Here is a 17264-nt window from a genome sequence, read left to right as displayed (position 1 = left end):
GGGCAGATATGCGGCAGAAGGCCTTCCAGGCGGCGCGCCGGCATTCCGCGCTCGTGCGCCTGCTGCGGCTGCTGATTCCGATCGGGGCCTCGGTCGCGGTTGTCGGCCTGATCGTCGTTCCCTTCCTCAATCCCTTCCGTCAGGCCGGCGATTTCTCGCTTGGCGGGATCAGCCTGTCCGGTGGCAAGGTCGTGATGGAAGCGCCGAAGCTCGCAGGCTATCGCAAGGACAAAAGCCCCTACGAGGTGACGGCCGAGTCGGCCCTGCAGGATGTGCGCAATCCGACGCAGATCGAGCTCGTGAAGATGGTGGCCCGGGTGCAGATGAAGTCCGAGGGCTGGATCAACATCAACGCCCGTAGCGGCTTGTTCGACCAGAGCAAGGAGAAGCTGAAGCTGGTCGACGATGTGAAGATTCGGACCGAGTCGGGTTATGATGTCAGCATGCGAACCGCCGATGTCGACTTCAAGGCCGGAACCGTCACGTCGCGCGAGCCGGTGAAGGTCAATCTCGGCACGACCACGGTTGACGCGGACACGCTCGACGTGAAGGACAATGGCGCGCTCGTCACTTTCGAGGGGCGTGTCCACGTCGTGATCGAGAACGCGCCGACGCGCAGCCTGGCTGGGCCCGAGCGCGAGGGCAGCACGCCTAACCTCGACGCTCTTCGTCCGGGAGCGAAGCCGTGAGATCATCGTATCGAACCATGCAGGTCAACCACAGGTCACCGATGAAACTCTTTGTTCTCGCTCTTACGGTCCTGATGGCGCCGGCCCTCTCGACCGCGGCGTTGGCTCAGCAGCCTGCGGCCAAGCCGGCAAAGGCCCGCGGTGGCGCGCCTGGCTCGCCCTTCGGCGGCATGGGCGGCGACAGCAAGGAGCCGATCAAGATCGACGCCAACAAGCTCGACGTGCTCGACAAGGACAATAAGGCGGTCTTCTCCGGTAATGTCGTCGCCGTGCAGGGCGAGACGACCGTGCGCTGCTCGGTGATGACGGTGTTCTATGAAGGCCGTGGCCAGGGCGGCGCGCCGAGGCCGGCGCAGCCTGCTGCGCAGAGCCAGGGCCAGGGCAATGACGGCGCGATCAAGCGGATCGAATGCTCCGGCCCGGTCACCGTGGTCTCCAAGACCCAGGCTGCGACCTCGGACAACGCGGTCTTCGACCGTGCCAACAACAAGGTGATCATGACCGGCAATGTCGCGCTGAACGACGGCCCGAACATCACGCGCGGTGACCAGCTCGTCTATGATACGCAGACCGGCGTCGCCAACGTGACCTCGAAGGGACGCGTCCAGGGTTACTTCGTGCCCAACTCGGGCGATGAAGGCAAAGACAAGAAGGACAACAAGGCAGGCGCCAGGCCGGCTGCCGCGCCGACCAACTGATCTTTTCCCTAGCGGCAGGGGCGGCTGCAAGAAGGCGTTGCCAGCCCGGCACGCCTCGCATACCAGAGCGGACCGATGTCGAACGCCAGCAGCTCGCGCTTTCTCCTGTGACCATATCCATCTCTCCTCCCCCCGAGGCTGCCCAGCAGGCGCAGCCCCAACCGGCGCGGCCGGCCAAGGCGCCGGCGGCGCGTCCCGGCCTGTTCGCCAGGCTCTTCGGTCGGGCCAAGGACGGGCCGGCGGCGGAGGACGATGTGCAGCCCGGCCGCATCGCCAGCGCGGTCGGCGGGGCCGGCATCCTCGCCGTCAGCGGCCTGCGCAAGACCTATGGCGCCCGCAACGTCGTGAGCGAGGCCTCGCTTTACGTCCGCAACGGCGAGGCGGTCGGCCTGCTCGGCCCGAACGGCGCCGGCAAGACCACGATCTTCTACATGATCACCGGCCTGGTCAGCGCCGACATGGGCGTGATCTCGCTCGAAGGCAACGACATCACCAATCTGCCAATGTACCAGCGCGCCCGGCTCGGCATCGGCTACCTGCCGCAGGAGGCCTCGATCTTCCGCGGCCTTTCGGTCGAGGACAATATCCGGGCTGTGCTGGAAGTCGTCGAGCCGAACCGCAAGAAGCGCGAGCGCGAGCTCGACAAGCTGCTCGACGAGTTCAAGATCACCCGACTGCGCAAGGCTCCGTCGATCGCGCTTTCGGGCGGCGAGCGTCGTCGTTGCGAGATCGCCCGGGCGCTCGCCGGGCGGCCCTCCTTCATTCTGCTCGACGAGCCCTTCGCCGGCATTGACCCGATCGCGGTCGGCGACATCCAGGAGTTGGTCCGGCAATTGACCGATCGCGGCATTGGCGTGCTCATCACCGACCACAATGTCCGCGAGACGCTCGGCCTGGTCGATCGCGCCTACATCATCCATTCCGGCCGGGTGCTGACCGAAGGCTCGCCGGCCGAGATCATCGCCAATGCCGATGTCCGGCGCGTCTATCTCGGCGAGGATTTCCGCCTCTGACGCGGCTGGCGTTCCGACCACCTCGCCCGACGATATTGCAGTGCATTAACTTCCCGGCGCAAAAGCCCGCCCAAGGCTTTGACGCGGTCGCAGTCGGCGGTTAGTCTGTTCCACAGGCAAGAACCGTGCCGAATTGATATGGGCTAAGCGATCGTTTGGACACTCCAGCCCTCATCCTGAGGAGCGCCTTCAGGCGCGTCTCGAAGGATGCTCAAGCGAGCTCCGGAAGCATCTGGAGCATCCTTCGAGACGCCATTCCTGACGGAATGGCTCCTCAGAATGAGGGCTCGGTGAATGTCCAAACGGGCTTGAGGGAGTCGGGATCGCGATGGCGATGATGCCACGCATGGAGCTACGCCAGGGCCAGTCCCTGGTGATGACGCCGCAATTGCTGCAGGCGATCAAGCTGCTCCAGCTCTCCCATCTTGAATTGCAGAGCTTCGTCGAGGGCGAGCTGGAGCGCAATCCATTGCTCGAGCGCGGCGACGAGGCTGCGGAGCCGGCCATCGCCAATGGCGCCGGCGAAAGCGCGCATGCGGCCGATGCGGAGACCTACGCTCGTGCCGAGAGCCTGAACACCCAGGAAGGCATCGAGGGCAGACTCGGCACCGGGCTCGACAACGTCTTCCAGAACGAGCAGCCCAAGGCAGCCCGGCTGGAGACGCAAGGGGCCGACAGCCTGCCGATCATCGGCGGTGCCTATGGCGGCTCCGGCGGCTCCTTCGAGGAGGGGCCCGACAGCTTCGAGAACGGCCTGACCAGCGAGCTCTCGCTGCACGAGCATCTCGGCGCCCAGCTCGACCTCGCCGTGACTGCGCCGGCCGACCGCCTGATCGGTAGCCACATCATCGATGGCGTCGACGATTCCGGCTATCTGACCGAGCCGCTGGTCGATATCGCCGAGCGTCTCGGCGTCGACCTCAAGCGCGTCGAGCAGGTCCTCGCCATCGTCCAAGGCTTCGATCCCAGCGGCGTCGCTGCCCGCGATGTCGGCGAGTGCCTGGCGATCCAGCTGCGCGACCGCAACCGTTTTGACCCGGCCATGCAGGCCCTCGTCGCCAACCTGCCGCTCCTCGCCAGGCGTGACTTCGCCGCGCTCAAGCGCATCTGCGGCGTCGACGACGAGGATATCGCCGACATGGTCGCCGAAATCCGGCGGCTCGATCCCAAGCCCGGGCGCGCCTTTGGTGGCTCGGCAGCCGAGACGGTGGTGCCTGACGTCTTCATCCGCACCGCGCCGGACGGCTCCTGGCTGGTCGACCTCAACCCTGACACCTTGCCGCGCGTGCTGGTCAACCAGACCTATCATGCCCGCGTCTCCAGGGCGGCGCGCAGCGACACCGAGAAGGCCTTCATCGCCGAATGCCTGCAGACGGCGAACTGGCTGACGCGCTCGCTCGAGCAGCGCGCCCGCACCATCCTCAAGGTCGCCAGCGAGATCGTGCGCCAGCAGGACGGCTTCTTCGCCCATGGTGTCGAGCATTTGCGCCCGCTCAACCTCAAGACGGTCGCCGATGCGATCAGCATGCACGAATCGACGGTTTCGCGCGTCACATCGAACAAGTACCTCGCCTGCTCACGCGGGGTCTTCGAGATGAAATACTTCTTTTCCGCCGCGATCGCGGCGACCGGCTATGGCGAGGCGCACTCCGCCGAAGCCGTACGGCACCGCATCAAACAGATGATCGACGACGAGCCGCCGAAGGACGTGCTCTCGGATGATGCCATCGTCGCCAGGCTGAAGGACAGCGGCATCGACATCGCCCGCCGCACCGTGGCGAAGTACCGGGAATCGCTGCGCATTCCCTCCTCGATGGAACGGCGTCGCGAGAAGGCGGCGATGGCACTCGCCGGGCGCTGACGGGCGGGCCGTGTCAGGTCTGTTTTGCACTGCAGCGCGACATGCGCGTCAGATCATGAGCTGTTTGCAGCCTCGCCCTGCTACCCCTGCAACTGCGCCGTTCCGCACATTGACAACCCCATGAGGGCGTTCTTACCTCCTTGGGATGGTCGGCTACGGACCATGGCGACAAGAAGGGGAAGCACTCCATGAGCTTGCGAATCTCCGGCAAAAACCTCGATGTGGGCGCGGCCCTGCGGGGACAGGCCGAGACCAGGGTCGCCGCAGCGTTGGGCAAGTACTACGAGGGTGGATACCAGGGCCACATCACCGTCGGCAAGGACGGCACCGCCTTCAAGACCGACGGCGTCCTGCACCTGTCCTCGGGCATCACGCTGGAAGCCTCTGCCACGGCGCATGATCCCTATGCCAGCCTCGACAAGATGGCCGAGCGCATCGAGAAGCGGCTGCGCCGCTACAAGCGCCGGCTGAAAGATCGCTCCGCCGCGGCGAACGGGCGCGAGCCGCTGATGGAAATCCCCAGCTATGTGATCGCCGCTCCCGATGACGACGTCGAGGAGCAGGAGGTCGATCACAGCGGCGAGAACCCGGTGATCGTGGCCGAATCGACCAAATCCCTGCACCAGATGACGGTCGTCGACGCGGTCGCCGAGCTCGATCTGACCGGCGCGCCTGTGGTTATCTTCCGCCATGCTGGCAATGGCCGCATGAACGTCGTATACCGCCGCCGCGACGGCAATATCGGCTGGATCGATCCGCCGGCTTCTCTTTCTTGAAGTCCCGCCGCTGATGGAATTCGGGTGCCGGCCGGGATGCCGGTGGCGCCCGCGTTCCGGCACGGGACATGCATGGATTGGGTTATGACGCTGACCGATCTTCTCCGGCCCGACGCGGTGATCTCGCCGCTGCGCGCCAACAGCAAGAAGCAGGCCCTGCAGGAGCTGGCGCAGCACGCCGCCTTGCTCACCGGCCTGCCCGAGCGCGAGCTCTTCGAATCCCTGCTCCAGCGCGAGCGCTTGGGCTCGACCGGGATCGGCGACGGCATCGCGATCCCGCACGGCCGCATGGCCGGCATCGATCGGCTCGTCGGCCTGTTCGCCCGCGCCGAGAAGGCGATCGATTTCGAGGCGCTGGACGGCCAGCCGGTCGACATCATCTTCGTGCTGATCGCGCCGGAAGGGGCCGGGGCCGACCATCTCAAGGCGCTGGCCCGCGTCGCCCGCGTGCTGCGCAACCAGGCGGTGCTGGAGCAGGTACGCCACGCGCATGACCCGGCCGCCATCTACGCCATCCTGGCGGAGACCGCCGCCAAGGCGGCCTGACGCGGCAACGGGCCGCCGTGCTCGACTTGGAATGATTTCAGTCTGGGCTTGGAGGCCATGCCCCGAGGGGCTATGACGCGGCAAAAGAGGCGCCCCACACGGCGCCGCCGAACCACGGAGTGCCGCCGATGGCCTATACCCATGTCGATCTCTTCCCCCTCGGAGAGGACAATACGCCCTATCGCTCGCTCGGCAGCGACGGCGTCAGCGTCGAGACGGTCGGCGGTCGCGAGGTCCTGAGCGTCTCGCGCGAGGCGATCAAGCGGCTCTCCGAGCAGGCCTTCATCGACATCAACCACCTGCTGCGCCCGGGCCATCTCGCCCAGCTCGCCAGGATCCTCGACGATCCCGAGGCGACCGGGAACGACCGCTTCGTCGCCTATGACCTGCTCAAGAACGCCAATATCGCCGCCGGCGGCGTGCTGCCGATGTGCCAGGACACCGGCACGGCGATCATCATGGGCAAGAAGGGCCGCAAGGTCTGGACCGAGGGCGACGACGAGGCAGCGCTCGGCGAGGGCGTCTACGATGCCTATCTGAAACGCAATCTGCGCTATTCGCAGGTCGCTCCGCTCTCCATGTTCGAGGAGAAGAACACCGCGACCAACCTGCCGGCGCAGATCGACATCTATGCCGAGGGTGAGGACGCCTACAAATTCCTCTTCGTCGCCAAGGGCGGCGGCTCGGCCAACAAGACCTTCCTCTTCCAGGCGACGCCCTCGCTCCTGACCAAGGAGCGGATGATGGCATTCCTGAAGGAGAAGATTCTGACGCTCGGCACCGCAGCCTGCCCGCCCTATCACCTCGCCATCGTCATCGGCGGCACCTCGGCCGAGCAGAACCTCAAGACGGTCAAGCTGGCCTCGACCAAATATCTCGACGCGCTGCCGACCACGGGCTCAGCCAGCGGCCATGCCTTCCGCGATCTCGACATGGAGGAGGAGGTCCACAAGTTGACGCAGGCGCTCGGCGTCGGGGCGCAGTTCGGCGGCAAGTATTTCTGCCATGACGTGCGCGTCATCCGCCTGCCGCGCCACGGCGCCTCGCTGCCGATCGGCCTCGGCGTCTCCTGCTCGGCCGATCGCCAGGCCAAGGGCAAGATCACCAAGGACGGCATCTTCCTCGAGGCGCTTGAGACTGATCCGTCGAAGTACCTGCCGGAGATCGACGAGGCCAAGCTGGGCGGCGACGTCGTCAAGATCGACCTCAACCGGCCGATGAGCGAGATTCTCGCCACATTGACGAAATACCCGGTGAAGACCCGGCTCTCGCTGACCGGAACGATCATCGTCGCGCGCGACTCGGCCCATGCCAAGATCCGCGAGCGGCTGGAAAATGGCCAGAGCATGCCGGACTATCTGAAGAACCACCCGGTCTATTACGCCGGCCCGGCCAAGACGCCGGAGGGGTTCGCCTCCGGCTCGTTCGGCCCGACCACGGCAGGCCGGATGGATTCCTTCGTCGACCAGTTCCAGTCCTTCGGCGGCTCGATGGTGATGCTGGCCAAGGGCAACCGCTCGGCCCAGGTTCGCGAGGCCTGCAAGGCCCATGGCGGCTTCTATCTCGGCTCGATCGGCGGCCCGGCGGCGCGCCTTGCCCAGGACTGCATCCGCAAGGTCGAGCTGCTCGAATATCCCGAGCTCGGCATGGAGGCGGTCTGGCGCATCGAGGTCGAGGATTTCCCGGCCTTCATCGTGATCGACGACAAGGGCAACGACTTCTTCAAGGAGCTGAATCTCGGATGATCGTTCGTGCTGCCATCGCTGTCCTGCTGACCCTGGCTCCTGCTCTCGCATTGGCACAGCCGCGCCCCGTTCCAGCGACGTGCACGCGCGACCTGTTCCAGAACGAGGCGGCGATGCGCCAGCGGCAGTACAAGATGCAGCAGGTCGCCACGGCCGACCAGGCGACGCAATGCGCCGCCTGGCGCGACCATGTCGCCTTCATGCAGAAGGCGCGCTCGGTTTTCGCGACCTGCCAGACCGGCCGGCAACGCGAGGAGAACGTCGCCCAGATGGACCAGTCCCTGGCCGATTACCGCGTGCTGCTCGCCAATCGCTGCGGCGGCCGATAGACAGCTTCGGCTCTCCCAAGGAAAGGCATGCGATGACCGACCAGACTGAAAGCCCGCTCGGCATCGCCGTCGTGCCGGTGACGCCCTTTCAGCAGAACTGTTCTGTCGTCTGGTGCACGCGCACCAAGGAGGCCGCGGTCGTCGATCCTGGCGGCGATGTCGAACGCATCCGCGGCGCGCTGACGGAGCTCGGCGTCACGCCGGCTGCGATCTGGCTGACCCATGGCCATATTGACCATGCCGGCGGCGCGACCGAGCTCGCCGGGGTGCTGAACCTGCCGATCATCGGCCCGCATGAGGCCGACAGGTTCCTGCTCGACGCCCTGCCGCAGCAGGGGCTGATGTTCGAGATGCGCGGCGTGCAGGCGGTTACGCCGACGCGCTGGCTTGCCGAAGGCGACACCGTCTCGGTCGGCGATCTCGAATTCACCGTCCAGCATGTGCCGGGGCATACGCCCGGCCATGTCACGCTGTTCCAGAAGGATCTGCGCTTCCTGCTTGCCGGCGACACGATCTTCGCCGGCTCGGTCGGCCGCACCGATTTCCCCTATGGCAACCACAAGGACCTGATCGGCGGGATCAAGGGCAAGCTGCTGCCGCTCGGCGACGACGTCCAGTTCCTGCCCGGCCACGGTCCGGCCAGCACGCTCGGCGAGGAGCGCCGGACCAATCCGTTCCTGCAGGGGAATTCGCAGTAGGCCACCGCCGTCAGGCTCGCCCTTGTGGCGAGCATCCACGTCTTGAACACTGCGCGCGATCATTGATGCGAAGACGTGGGTGGTCGGGACAAGCCCGACCATGACGGTAAAGGTGATGACGCAGAAACGCTAACGGCCATGTCCGGAAGGGCGCGCGTACATCCGGCGTCGCTGCCTTCGGGCTCATGGCCGTCTTCAACGGGACGGAGGGCTGTGGAACGCTCTCGACATCCGCGTGACCCGAATATGGGAATGTGGTCCTGCCTTTGCAAGAGGGTTTCGCCATGAAAGTCGGCGCGTCTCGATAAGCGGCTGATCGCATTGCCGGTTTCGTTTCCCATGCGATAGTCGCCGATATGTGGGAGATTCTCTCAGCCTATTGGCCACATATCCTCGGTTTCGCCTCGCTGGTGCTGACCGTGGTCGCCGCCAGCCATGCCGCGATGACCAAGGACGAGGTCCGCGCCGCCATCGGCTGGGTCGGCGTCATCGTGCTCTCCCCGATCATCGGGCCGCTGGTCTATGCGGTCGGCGGCATCAACCGCATCCGCCGCGCTTCGATCGTCTCGCAGCGCCGGCACGGATTCGGCGCCTTGTCGAAGGCGCAGACATTCGAGGTCTCGGATGCCGAGGTCGCCGGCGATGTCGGGCGTCGGTTCGCCGCGCTGAAGACCCTGGGCGACAAGGCGACGCGCCGCCATCTCAAGACCGGCAATGCCATCGCGGTGCTCAGGACCGGCGACGAGGCCTATGCCGCGATGATCGCGGCGATTGCGGCGGCGCAGCGCTCGATCATCCTCGAGACCTACATTTTTGATCGCGACCCGCTCGGCCTGCGCATCGCCGACGCGCTGATCGCGGCTCACGGGCGCGGTGTCACGGTACGCGTGCTGATCGATGCCGTCGGCGCGCGCTATTCGGTGCCGAGCATCGTTGGCCACCTGCAGAAGGGCGGCGTGCCGGTCGATGTCTTCAACGGCAATATCATCGTCGGCCTGAGATTGCCCTATGCGAACCTGCGCACGCACCGCAAGCTGCTGATCGTCGACGGGCTTGTCGCCTTCGCCGGCGGCATGAACATCCGCCAGGGCTTCACCACCGAATTCGCCGGCGAGGCCGCGGGGCACGACACGCATTTCCGCGTCGAGGGCCCGGTCGTCGAGGATCTGTTCGGCGTCGCGGCCGAGGATTGGCGCTTCGCCTCGGGCGAGGAACTCGCCGGCGATGCCTGGGCGGTCACGCCTCAGGTTGCGACTCAAGGCCCGACCGTGCTGATGCGTGCCGTGGCGTCTGGGCCCGATGCCAGCCTGGAGACCAATCACAAGCTGCTTATCGGCGCCTTCTCGGTGGCGCGAACCTCGATCCGGATCATGTCACCCTATTTCCTGCCGGACCGCGAGCTGATCAGCGCGCTGGTCACGGCGGCCCGTCGTGGTGTCGCCGTCGATATCGTCGTGCCTGATGTCAACAATCTCGTCCTGGTCGATCGCGCGATGCGGGCGCAGTTCGACCAGGTGCTGAAGGACGGCTGCCGGATCTGGCGCGCCACCGGCTCTTTCGACCACTCCAAGCTGCTCGCGATCGATGGGAGCTGGGCCTATGTCGGCTCGTCCAATCTCGATGCGCGCTCGCTCAGGCTGAATTTCGAGATCGATCTCGAAGTGCTCGACGAAAGCTTCACCCGCGGCATCGAGGAGCGCATCGACGCCGCGATCGCAAGGTCGCGCCCGGTCACGCTGAAGGAGCTGCGGGCACGGCCCTTCCCCTTGCGCCTGCTCGACCGGATGCTCTGGCTCTGCTCGCCTTATCTGTGAGGTCGTGGGTAGCCAATTACCGTCTTGGTCGGGCTTGTCCCGACCATCCACGTCTTCCTTTATCGAAGGTGGTGTTCAAGACTTGGATGCTCGCCACAAGGGCGAGCATGACGGCACAAAGCCTCAGCCGTCAAACACGCCCTTCAAAAAGTCCTGCTTGCCGATCTGGAAGCCGTTCTCGCGCAGGATGTCGTAGGCGGTCGTGGCGTGGAAATAGAAGTTCGGCACGGCAAAACGCGTGAGGTAGTCGGCGCCCTTCATCGTCACGGTCGCCGAGGGGCCACGCGGGAAAGTGACGTCCTTGTCTAGCCCGGCATCGAGCGCGCCCTTGTCGACCGAGGCGATGAAGTCGAGCGTCCTGGCGATCCGCCCCTTCAGCTCCTCGAAGCTCTTTTCCTCGTCCGCGAAGCGCGGGTTCTCCGCCCCGCTCACCCGCGCCGCGGCGTTCTTGGCGAAATCCGACATCAACTGGATCTGCCGGGTGAAGGACAGCATGTCCGGCGCGAGCCGGCTCGACAGCAGCACCTCCGCCTGGATCTTGCGTTGAGAAGCCTCCGCCGTTGCCTTGTCGAGGATGGCGTCGAGCGCCTTCAGGGTCTGGATGAAACCGGGGAAGACGGCGTCATAGGCGGAAAGCGGCATCGGAAGACCTCACCAACGAAAACGGGCCCGGAAAGGGCCCGCTGCGTTCGTCGATATAAGCCTTTTGCCGCCGATGTCAGCGGGCGCCGCGATCAGTCCTTGGCGCGCTCGACATAGGAGCCGTCGGCGGTCATCACCACGATGCGGGTGCCGACGCCGATATGCGGCGGCACGGCGCTGCGCACGCCGTTGGAGAGGATCGCCGGCTTGTAGGAGGAGGAGGCCGTCTGGCCCTTGGTCACCGGCTCGGTCTCGGTGACTTCGAGGGTGACGCGCTGCGGCAGCTCGATCGCGACGGCCCGGTCCTCGAAGACCGAGAGCGTGACCTTCATGCCTTCCTGGAGATAGGGCGCCATGTCGCCGACCACGTCGCCGTCGACCGGGAGCTGGTCGTAGGTCTCGGGGTTCATGAAGACGTACTGCTCGCCGTCCTGGTAGAGATAGGTGAAGTCGCGATCCTCGACATAGGCGCGCTCGACCTGCTCGGTCGTCTTGTAGCGCTGCGTGACCTTCACGCCGTCGGCGATGCGGCGCATGTCGATCTGCGTCGTCGGCGTGCCCTTGCCCGGGAAGAAGCTCTCGGCCGAGAGCACCGAGCAGAGGTGCCCGTCGACTTCGAGGACGTTGCCCTTGCGGACGGAAGAGGCGATGACCTTGACCACGTGATGTTTCCTTGGCTGGCGCGGGCTCGATCCGCGCGCTATGCGAAATCCTGTGCCGCGCCACTACCGCATCGAGGCCTGAAACGGAAGCGTAGTGTCCGGAAACGCGGCTCAATCCCTTGACAATCGGGTGATGTAGATACAATTAAAGCTGTGAAGATCGAATTCGATCCCAGCAAGAACGAGCGGAATATCCGCGAGCGCGGGCTGCCGTTCATGCTGGTTGACGAATTCGCGTGGGAAACGGCGCAAACGCATGAGGATCGCCGTTTTCCGTATCCCGAGCGTCGCTTCGTTTCGCTGGGATTGATTGGAGATCGCCTCTTCGTCGTCTGCTTCACGCCGATACCGGGCGGTATTCGCGTGATCAGCTTTCGCAAGGCGAATGCGCGGGAGGTGAAGCGCTGTGAGCAGAAAGCCGATTGATATCGATCCCAACCTCGAACCGCTGACCGACGAGGATGGCGAGGTGCGCGAGCTGACCGCGGCCGACTTTGCTGAGATGCGACCCGCCTATGAGGTACTTCCGCCCGAGTTGGTCGCGCTGATGCGCGAGCACCGGCGGCGGCAGGGCGAGCGCGGCCCGCAGAAGGCGCCGACCAAGAAGCTGGTCAGCATCCGGCTGGATCAGGACGTGCTGGAGCGCGCCAAGGCCGATGGCCCCGGCTGGCAGACGCGCATCAACGATATCCTGCGCGAAGCCCTGCTCAAGAAGGCAGGCTGAGTGCTGGCATCATGAGCGACACGCTCCCGCCCTTCTGGCGGCCGGACATCCATGCCGACCGGCGCCCCATGCTTCTTGCCCGTAGTCGGATCAAGACGGCGCTGCGGCGCTGGTTCGAGGCGCGCGATTTCATCGAGGTCGAGGCCGCGATCCTGCAGCTCTCGCCCGGCAACGAGACGCATCTGCACGGCTTTTCGACGACGCTGATCGACGACGCCGGCGCTGGCCACCCCTATTATCTGCACACCTCGCCGGAATTCGCCGCCAAGAAGCTGCTGGCGGCGGGTGAGCCGCGGATCTTCGATTTCGCCCGCGTCTTCCGCAATCGCGAGCGCACCGCGCTGCACCATCCCGAATTCACCATGCTGGAATGGTATCGCGCCGGGGAGGATTACGAGGCGCTGATGCGGGACTGCGCGGCACTGCTCGCCGAGGCTGCCCGTGCTGCCGGCACGACCGTCCTGCGCTGGCGCGGCGGCGAGGTCGATCCCTTCGCCGAGCCTGAGCGCGTGACCTTGCACGAGGCTTTCGCCCGCCATGCGGGCATCGATCTGCTGGCGACGATCGCCGACGACGGAGCGACCGATCGCGAAGCGCTGGCCGCGCAGGCGCGGGGCGCCGGCATCCGTCTCGCCGAGGACGACAGCTGGTCCGACGTCTTCAGCCGCGTCCTCTCCGAGAAGGTCGAGCCTGAGCTCGGCCGCGGCCGCGCCACCATCCTGTGCGAATACCCGATCTCGGAGGCGGCGCTGGCCCGGCCCAAGCCCGGCGATGCGCGCGTCGCCGAGCGTTTCGAGCTCTATGCCTGCAGGGTCGAGCTCGCCAACGCCTTCGGCGAACTGACCGATCCGGCCGAGCAGCGGCGGCGTTTCGAGGCCGACATGGACGAGAAGCAGCGCATCTATGGCGAGCGCTATCCGGTCGACGAGGATTTCCTCGCCGCGCTCGCCGTGATGCCGCAATCCTCTGGCATCGCGCTCGGCTTCGATCGCCTCGTCATGCTCGCCACGGGCGCGCGCCGGATCGAGGATGTGCTCTGGACGCCGGTCGCGGAACCGGGCAGGGGAGGGCGATGACGATCCACCAGCCGCCCGGTCAGCCGCTCAGGACGCTCGACGCTCTCGTCGAGCGTGGTCTCGTCGCGCCTGAAAAGCGGCAGGCGCTGGGCGAAGTGGCGAAGCGCTATGCCGTCTCGGTGACGCCGGCGATCGCGGCCCTGATTGATCCGGCCGACGAAGCCGATCCGATCGCTCGCCAGTTCATTCCCGCCGCGGCCGAGCTGACGACCCTGCCGGAGGAGCTCGCCGACCCGATCGGCGACGAGGCGCATTCGCCGGTCGAGGGTATCGTCCATCGCTATCCGGATCGGGCCTTGCTCAAGCTCGTCCATGCCTGCCCGGTCTATTGCCGTTTCTGCTTCCGTCGCGAGATGGTCGGACCCGGCGGCGACGCCTTGACCGGCGACAAGTTAGAGGCCGCGCTCGCTTATCTCGCTTCCCGCCCTGAGATCTGGGAGGTGATCATGACCGGCGGCGACCCGTTGATCCTCTCAGGCAGGCGGGTGCGCGAGGTGGCCAGGCGCCTTGCCGCGATCCCGCAGATCAAGGTGGCGCGCTGGCATACGCGCGTGCCGATGGTCCAGCCCGAGCGCATCACCGAGGATTATGCCCGTGCGCTGCGCATCCCCGGCAAGGCGAGCTACATCGCCGTCCACGCCAATCATCCGCGCGAGTTCACGACGGACTCGAAGGCCGCGCTGGCGCGCCTCGCCGATGCCGGCCATGTCCTCGTCAGCCAGAGCGTGCTGCTCAAGGGCGTCAACGCCGATGTCGAGACGCTGTCGGCACTGATGCGCGCCTTCGTCGAGAACCGGGTCAAGCCGTACTACCTGCACCATCCCGACCTCGCGCCGGGCACATCTCACTTCCGGCTCTCGCTGGCCGAGGGGCACGCGCTGGTCAAAAGCCTGCGCGGCCACCTTTCCGGCCTGTGCCAGCCGACCTATATCCTCGACATCCCCGGCGGGGCCGGCAAGATTCCGGTCGGGCCCGCCTTCCTTTCGGGCTGCGAGACGCCCGGCGCGCAAGGTTTCGCGGAGGATCGCCATGGCGACCTCCACGCCTATCCGCCGATATAGGCGGCGGTATCGATCCCAAAGGCTAGGTGCTAGACTAAGTCCGATGAACTAAGTTCGAGAGCGGACATGAAGACAGTCAACATCCACGAAGCCAAGACCAATCTCTCGCGGTTGGTCGAGCGGGTGTCGAAGGGCGAGAGCGTCGTTATTGCCAAGGCCGGAAAGCCGATGGTCAAGCTCGTGCCGCTCGATGAGGGGGAGCTCCGGTTGGTTCGGCGCATAGGCTTCATGGATGGAGAGATCAGCGTGCCTGACGATTTCGACCGAATGGGAGCCGAGGAGATCGTTGGCCTGTTCGAAAGCCGTTCGTGAAGCTGCTGCTGGATACGCATTTGCTGTTATGGAGTGCGGGACAACCACACCGGCTGTCCGCGAAAGCTCTGCACCTGCTGCAGGATCCCGACAACGAACTGCTCTTCAGTGTCGTCAGCCTCTGGGAGATCGCGATCAAGAATGCCCTCGGAAGGGCGGATTTCTCGGTCAGTTTGCAGGTTCTGCGGCGTGGCCTGCTCGACAACGGTTATTGCGAGATGCCGGTGCTCGGGGAGCACGCCCTCGTATTGGATAGGCTGCCGAGCCATCACAAGGACCCGTTCGACCGGATGCTGGTCGCGCAGGCCGGGCCGAGAGCCTGACACTTTTGACTTCGGACGCGTTGCTCGCCCATTACGGCGACCCGGTCCAAACAGTTTGAGCGGAGATCATCAATGCAGGACAAGCTGCCGCTCGCGATCGTCTCGGACATCGCCTGCCCCTGGTGCTTCATCGGCAAGACCCGGCTCGAGACCGCGCTCGCCAACCATAATCTCACCGAGCGCGTCGCCATCACCTGGCTGCCCTATGAGCTCAATCCGGAGATGCCGGCCGAGGGCATGGACCGCACCGCCTATCTCGACGGCAAGTTCGGCCCCGGCAAGCGGCGCGAGATCGAATTGCGTCTGTCGGAGGCGGCGCTGGAGAGCGGCGTCACCTTCAACTGGGCGAAGGTGACGAAGAGCGTCAACACCCGCATGGCGCATATGCTCGTCGCCGCCGCCGCGACCGTGCAGCGCGGCGGCGAGATGACCGCGGCGCTGTTCAAGGCCTATTGGCAGGAGGGGCGCGATATCGGCGACTTGGAGACGCTGGTCGCGATCGCCGTCGAGCAGGGCTTCGACGAGCAGGCGGCTCGCGACGAGCTCGCCAATGACGAGCTGCGCGAGACCATCGTCGGATTGGAGGCGCATGCCCAGAAGGTCGGGGTCACCGGCGTGCCCTTCTTCATCGTCGACGGCAAGCTCGCGGTCTCGGGCGCCCAGCCGCCGGAGGTCTGGACGCAGGTTTTTGCGCAGGTAATGGCGGCGAAGCCTCGTGACGAGGATGAGTGAGGCATTCTGTGCATTCGCGGCGGATCGAAAAAAGGACTTGTCTCAGAAATGAGATAATCCTTGCGCGGCGATTCGAATCGTGCCTTTCACCTCGGGAGCAGGTGGAGGGAAGGCGATGACGCAGAAGATCAACGATCTCCGGGACCGCATGATCGTCGCACTCGACGTGCCGACGGTCTGGGACGCCTACCGCATCGTCTCGACGCTAGGCGACGGGGCGAGCTTCTACAAGATCGGCTATCGGCTCGCCTTCGCCGGCGGGCTCGACCTTGCCCGCCAGCTCGTGACCGAGGGCAAGAAGGTCTTCCTCGATCTCAAGCTGCACGACATCGGCAACACCGTCACCGAGGGTGTGGAATCACTGACCAAGCTCGGCGTCACTTTCCTGACCGTGCACGCCTATCCGCAGACCATGCGCGGCGCTGTCGAGGGGCGCGGCGAGGCGGCGCTGAAGCTGCTCGCCGTCACCGCTTTGACCTCCTATGACGACGGCGACCTCAAGGATGCCGGCTACGGCCTCGCCGTGCGCGACCTCGTGCGCATGCGCGCTCAGCAGGCCCGCAGCGCCGGCGTCGACGGCATCGTCTGCTCTGCCGCCGAGACCGAGATCGTCCGCGAGGTGATCGGGCCGGACATGGCGATCGTCACCCCCGGCATCCGCCCGGCCGGCAGCGCCGCCGGCGACCAGAAGCGCACCCTCACCCCGGCCGAAGCGATCCGCGCCGGCGCCGATCACCTCGTCGTCGGACGTCCCATCATCCGCGCGGCTGACCCGCGTGCAGCGGCGGCTGCGGTCATGGACGAGATCGCCGGGGCCGCCTAGATCATCGCGCGTCCGAACGGACGCGATCACGATGATCTATCATAGTATTGTCGCATCGGAGTCTTCCGAAAAGTGGGGTCCACTTTTCGGTCCGATGCGATAGTCTGCCGCTCCTTTCCACCGGATACGGATACGGCAATGCCCAAGGGATATGTGATCGGTCGCGCCAAGGTGACCAATGCGACGCAATGGGCGGTCTACGCCGCGAAGGCTTCCGAGGCGATCAAGCAATATGGCGGCACGCCGCTGGTGCGCGGCGGCCAGATGACGGTCGGCGAGGGCGTGGGCGTGGCCCGCAACGTCGTCCTCGAATTCCCCGATTACGCGACGGCCAAGGCCTATCTGTTCTCTGCCGAATATGCCGAGGCGCGCAAGCTGCGCGAGGGCGCCGGCGAGATCGACCTGATCGCGGTCGAGGGGGCGTGAGCATGGCGAAAGGCTACTGGATCGCCCGGCTCGACGTGCAGAGCGAGTCGGAATACGCCACCTACCGCTCGCTCAACGCCATCGCCTTCGCCAAATACGGTGCGAAGTTCCTCGTGCGCGGTGGCGAGTACAAACTCGCCCGCGGTGAGGGCCGCAAGCACAATGTCGTCATCGAGTTCCAGGACATCGAGACGGCGCGCGCCTGCTACGACTCGCCGGAATACCAGGCGGCCGTGCAGCACCTCGCCAAGGTCGGCCCGGTCGACCTCGTCATCATCGAGGGTTACGAGGGCGCGCAGCCGGGCGATTGAGTC

The 17264-nt window shown here is 65.7% G+C and carries 22 protein-coding genes; 20 read left to right on the top strand and 2 right to left on the bottom strand.

The features are described 5' to 3' along the window. Positions 1-8 precede the first annotated feature (8 nt). The 10 genes from BMZ69_RS03865 (at position 9) to BMZ69_RS03820 (ending at position 10169) form a co-directional block, all read left to right on the top strand. Positions 9-689 (top strand): LPS export ABC transporter periplasmic protein LptC, encoded by a 681-nt coding sequence (locus BMZ69_RS03865; RefSeq protein ID WP_092155042.1) that lies wholly within the window; start codon positions 9-11, stop codon positions 687-689. 41 nt (positions 690-730) lie between these two features. Then, positions 731-1387, top strand: a complete 657-nt coding sequence (locus BMZ69_RS03860; RefSeq protein ID WP_244543197.1) for an LptA/OstA family protein — start codon at positions 731-733, stop codon at positions 1385-1387. Positions 1388-1587: 200 nt separating this feature from the next. Next, on the top strand, positions 1588-2400 hold the full coding sequence (gene lptB / locus BMZ69_RS03855; RefSeq protein ID WP_092155466.1) for an LPS export ABC transporter ATP-binding protein: 813 nt from the start codon (positions 1588-1590) through the stop codon (positions 2398-2400). A gap of 328 nt (positions 2401-2728) precedes the next feature. Beyond that, positions 2729-4261 (top strand): RNA polymerase factor sigma-54, encoded by a 1533-nt coding sequence (rpoN, locus tag BMZ69_RS03850; protein ID WP_092155038.1) that lies wholly within the window; start codon positions 2729-2731, stop codon positions 4259-4261. Positions 4262-4449: 188 nt separating this feature from the next. Beyond that, positions 4450-5037, top strand: coding sequence for a ribosome hibernation-promoting factor, HPF/YfiA family (gene raiA / locus BMZ69_RS03845; RefSeq protein WP_092155035.1), 588 nt, complete (start codon positions 4450-4452; stop codon positions 5035-5037). A gap of 84 nt (positions 5038-5121) precedes the next feature. Further along, positions 5122-5583 carry a PTS IIA-like nitrogen regulatory protein PtsN gene (gene ptsN, locus BMZ69_RS03840; protein WP_092155033.1) on the top strand — a complete coding sequence of 154 codons (462 nt, stop codon included), beginning with the start codon at positions 5122-5124 and terminating at the stop codon, positions 5581-5583. Positions 5584-5711: 128 nt separating this feature from the next. Continuing rightward, positions 5712-7328 (top strand): fumarate hydratase, encoded by a 1617-nt coding sequence (locus BMZ69_RS03835; RefSeq protein WP_092155031.1) that lies wholly within the window; start codon positions 5712-5714, stop codon positions 7326-7328. Continuing rightward, positions 7325-7657 (top strand): hypothetical protein, encoded by a 333-nt coding sequence (locus tag BMZ69_RS03830; protein WP_092155029.1) that lies wholly within the window; start codon positions 7325-7327, stop codon positions 7655-7657. The genes BMZ69_RS03835 and BMZ69_RS03830 overlap by 4 nt, the downstream gene beginning before the upstream one ends. Positions 7658-7689: 32 nt before the next feature. Next, positions 7690-8355 (top strand): MBL fold metallo-hydrolase, encoded by a 666-nt coding sequence (locus tag BMZ69_RS03825; protein WP_092155027.1) that lies wholly within the window; start codon positions 7690-7692, stop codon positions 8353-8355. Between the two features lie 356 nt (positions 8356-8711). Then, positions 8712-10169 (top strand): phospholipase D-like domain-containing protein, encoded by a 1458-nt coding sequence (locus tag BMZ69_RS03820; protein WP_092155024.1) that lies wholly within the window; start codon positions 8712-8714, stop codon positions 10167-10169. Between the two features lie 123 nt (positions 10170-10292). Here BMZ69_RS03820 and BMZ69_RS03815 read toward each other — a convergent pair whose 3' ends face one another. Beyond that, positions 10293-10811: a DUF1993 domain-containing protein gene (locus BMZ69_RS03815; protein WP_092155022.1), complete on the bottom strand. Its 519-nt coding sequence runs from the start codon at positions 10809-10811 to the stop codon at positions 10293-10295. Positions 10812-10903: 92 nt separating this feature from the next. After that, positions 10904-11473: an elongation factor P gene (efp, locus tag BMZ69_RS03810; protein WP_092155020.1), complete on the bottom strand. Its 570-nt coding sequence runs from the start codon at positions 11471-11473 to the stop codon at positions 10904-10906. 153 nt (positions 11474-11626) lie between these two features. Here efp and BMZ69_RS03805 point away from each other — a divergent pair, with 153 nt between their 5' ends. The 10 genes from BMZ69_RS03805 to BMZ69_RS03760 all read left to right on the top strand — a co-directional run bounded on the left by BMZ69_RS03805 (position 11627) and on the right by BMZ69_RS03760 (position 17261). Then, positions 11627-11899 (top strand): BrnT family toxin, encoded by a 273-nt coding sequence (locus tag BMZ69_RS03805; protein ID WP_092155018.1) that lies wholly within the window; start codon positions 11627-11629, stop codon positions 11897-11899. Continuing rightward, positions 11880-12197 (top strand): BrnA antitoxin family protein, encoded by a 318-nt coding sequence (locus tag BMZ69_RS03800; protein WP_244543196.1) that lies wholly within the window; start codon positions 11880-11882, stop codon positions 12195-12197. Before BMZ69_RS03805 ends, BMZ69_RS03800 begins: the two co-directional genes overlap by 20 nt. Positions 12198-12208: 11 nt before the next feature. After that, complete coding sequence (gene epmA / locus BMZ69_RS03795) at positions 12209-13273, top strand: EF-P lysine aminoacylase EpmA (RefSeq protein ID WP_092155016.1); 1065 nt, start codon at positions 12209-12211, stop codon at positions 13271-13273. After that, positions 13270-14334, top strand: coding sequence for a lysine-2,3-aminomutase-like protein (locus tag BMZ69_RS03790; RefSeq protein ID WP_092155014.1), 1065 nt, complete (start codon positions 13270-13272; stop codon positions 14332-14334). Before epmA ends, BMZ69_RS03790 begins: the two co-directional genes overlap by 4 nt. Positions 14335-14400: 66 nt before the next feature. Beyond that, a complete protein-coding gene (locus BMZ69_RS03785; protein ID WP_092155011.1) occupies positions 14401-14646 on the top strand; it encodes a type II toxin-antitoxin system Phd/YefM family antitoxin in 246 nt (81 codons plus the stop codon). Further along, positions 14643-14969: a type II toxin-antitoxin system VapC family toxin gene (locus tag BMZ69_RS03780; protein WP_348272448.1), complete on the top strand. Its 327-nt coding sequence runs from the start codon at positions 14643-14645 to the stop codon at positions 14967-14969. The genes BMZ69_RS03785 and BMZ69_RS03780 overlap by 4 nt, the downstream gene beginning before the upstream one ends. A gap of 72 nt (positions 14970-15041) precedes the next feature. Continuing rightward, positions 15042-15701: a DsbA family oxidoreductase gene (locus BMZ69_RS03775; protein WP_092155009.1), complete on the top strand. Its 660-nt coding sequence runs from the start codon at positions 15042-15044 to the stop codon at positions 15699-15701. Between the two features lie 115 nt (positions 15702-15816). Further along, a complete protein-coding gene (gene pyrF / locus BMZ69_RS03770) occupies positions 15817-16524 on the top strand; it encodes an orotidine-5'-phosphate decarboxylase (protein WP_092155007.1) in 708 nt (235 codons plus the stop codon). A 138-nt stretch (positions 16525-16662) separates the two neighbouring features. Then, entirely contained in the window at positions 16663-16950 is a 288-nt protein-coding gene (locus tag BMZ69_RS03765; RefSeq protein ID WP_092155005.1) for a DUF1330 domain-containing protein, read from the top strand. 2 nt (positions 16951-16952) lie between these two features. Then, positions 16953-17261 carry a DUF1330 domain-containing protein gene (locus tag BMZ69_RS03760; RefSeq protein ID WP_092155003.1) on the top strand — a complete coding sequence of 103 codons (309 nt, stop codon included), beginning with the start codon at positions 16953-16955 and terminating at the stop codon, positions 17259-17261. Positions 17262-17264: the final 3 nt, after the last annotated feature.

It is taken from the genome of Allobosea sp. CRIB-10, assembly GCF_900112185.1.
GTDB lineage: Bacteria > Pseudomonadota > Alphaproteobacteria > Rhizobiales > Beijerinckiaceae > Allobosea.
This window is presented reverse-complemented; position numbering and strand designations above follow the sequence as displayed.

Excerpts from the sequence above, each read along its gene's own strand:
- BMZ69_RS03790 (WP_092155014.1), top strand. The coding sequence starts at position 13,270 with ATGACGATCCACCAGCCGCCCGGTCAGCCGCTCAGGACGCTCGACGCT.
- BMZ69_RS03815 (WP_092155022.1), bottom strand. The coding sequence starts at position 10,811 with ATGCCGCTTTCCGCCTATGACGCCGTCTTCCCCGGTTTCATCCAGACC.
- BMZ69_RS03830 (WP_092155029.1), top strand. The coding sequence starts at position 7,325 with ATGATCGTTCGTGCTGCCATCGCTGTCCTGCTGACCCTGGCTCCTGCT.
- BMZ69_RS03775 (WP_092155009.1), top strand. The coding sequence starts at position 15,042 with ATGCAGGACAAGCTGCCGCTCGCGATCGTCTCGGACATCGCCTGCCCC.
- BMZ69_RS03860 (WP_244543197.1), top strand. The coding sequence starts at position 731 with ATGAAACTCTTTGTTCTCGCTCTTACGGTCCTGATGGCGCCGGCCCTC.
- raiA (WP_092155035.1), top strand. The coding sequence starts at position 4,450 with ATGAGCTTGCGAATCTCCGGCAAAAACCTCGATGTGGGCGCGGCCCTG.
- epmA (WP_092155016.1), top strand. The coding sequence starts at position 12,209 with ATGAGCGACACGCTCCCGCCCTTCTGGCGGCCGGACATCCATGCCGAC.
- pyrF (WP_092155007.1), top strand. The coding sequence starts at position 15,817 with ATGACGCAGAAGATCAACGATCTCCGGGACCGCATGATCGTCGCACTC.
- BMZ69_RS03820 (WP_092155024.1), top strand. The coding sequence starts at position 8,712 with ATGTGGGAGATTCTCTCAGCCTATTGGCCACATATCCTCGGTTTCGCC.
- BMZ69_RS03825 (WP_092155027.1), top strand. The coding sequence starts at position 7,690 with ATGACCGACCAGACTGAAAGCCCGCTCGGCATCGCCGTCGTGCCGGTG.
- BMZ69_RS03760 (WP_092155003.1), top strand. The coding sequence starts at position 16,953 with ATGGCGAAAGGCTACTGGATCGCCCGGCTCGACGTGCAGAGCGAGTCG.
- BMZ69_RS03865 (WP_092155042.1), top strand. The coding sequence starts at position 9 with ATGCGGCAGAAGGCCTTCCAGGCGGCGCGCCGGCATTCCGCGCTCGTG.
- BMZ69_RS03835 (WP_092155031.1), top strand. The coding sequence starts at position 5,712 with ATGGCCTATACCCATGTCGATCTCTTCCCCCTCGGAGAGGACAATACG.
- ptsN (WP_092155033.1), top strand. The coding sequence starts at position 5,122 with ATGACGCTGACCGATCTTCTCCGGCCCGACGCGGTGATCTCGCCGCTG.
- BMZ69_RS03785 (WP_092155011.1), top strand. The coding sequence starts at position 14,401 with ATGAAGACAGTCAACATCCACGAAGCCAAGACCAATCTCTCGCGGTTG.
- rpoN (WP_092155038.1), top strand. The coding sequence starts at position 2,729 with ATGGCGATGATGCCACGCATGGAGCTACGCCAGGGCCAGTCCCTGGTG.
- BMZ69_RS03765 (WP_092155005.1), top strand. The coding sequence starts at position 16,663 with ATGCCCAAGGGATATGTGATCGGTCGCGCCAAGGTGACCAATGCGACG.